Below are 916 nucleotides of genomic sequence, written 5' to 3' on the forward strand. Positions count from 1 at the left end.
CGAGATCCAGCTTGCCGTCGCCGTTCAGGTCCGCGAGGACGGTTGAGTAATGCGCCCCGCCTGCTACGGTGAAATTGGTTGTGGCCGCGAAGGTGCCGTCGCCATTCCCGAGCAGCACCGAGATGCTGTTCGAGTTTTGGTTGCCGGTAACCATATCGAGCTTGCCGTCGCCGTTCACATCGCCAAGCGAGACCGACCTCGGATTCGTTCCGGTGTTGAAGTTGGTTGCGGCGCCGAAGCCGCCAAGGCCGTCGCCGAGCAGCACCGAGGCGTTGCTGGAATTGACGTTCGAGGTGACGAGGTCGAGCTTGCCATCACCGTTTAGGTCGGCCATCGCAACCCAGGTTGGGCCTATCCCGGTCGCAAATGTCGTCGCAGGGCCGAAGCCGCCTTGGCCATCGCCGAGCAGCACCGCGACGTTGTTGGCATCGACGTTCGCGGCAACGAGATCGGCCCGACCGTCGCCGTTCAGGTCACCCATGGCGACAATGAAGGGTCCGCCAATCGAGGCCTGGACAGAATATTGAGTCTGCCCTTGATACAGATCCCCCGTTACCGGCGTGCCGTCATTGACCTGCCACTCGATGGTGCGGGTAGTGTCGCCGCCAAAGTCGGTCGGATTGTCACTGGTGGACGAGAAGGTAACGGTGCCCAGCACCTGCTGATAGTGGGCGAGCGTGTCGCTGCCGGACAGGAACAGGCTCTCGTTCGCCGCGTTCCAGGTCGCGCTGATGCTCGTGCCCGTGGTGATGGCCGCAAGCACGTCGCCGGCGAAGCCGCCGGCGCTGATGCGGATCGTAGCACCAACGAGAGTCGTATTGTCATCATCCGAGACTGTCAGGCTCGGCGAGAGTGTCTGCGCCGCCGCGTTCTCCGTATACGTCGCGCTCGTCGCCACCGAGGACAGAACCGGCGC

At 63.3% G+C, this 916-nt stretch carries 1 protein-coding gene; it reads right to left on the reverse strand.

Annotated elements, in window-relative coordinates; all coding sequences use genetic code 11:
* On the reverse strand, nt 1-916 hold a 916-nt coding region (locus O7A60_RS31700), incomplete at both ends, for an FG-GAP repeat domain-containing protein (protein WP_337109581.1).

The organism is Mesorhizobium salmacidum (SeqCode) (assembly GCF_037179605.1).
Taxonomy (GTDB): domain Bacteria; phylum Pseudomonadota; class Alphaproteobacteria; order Rhizobiales; family Rhizobiaceae; genus Mesorhizobium; species Mesorhizobium salmacidum.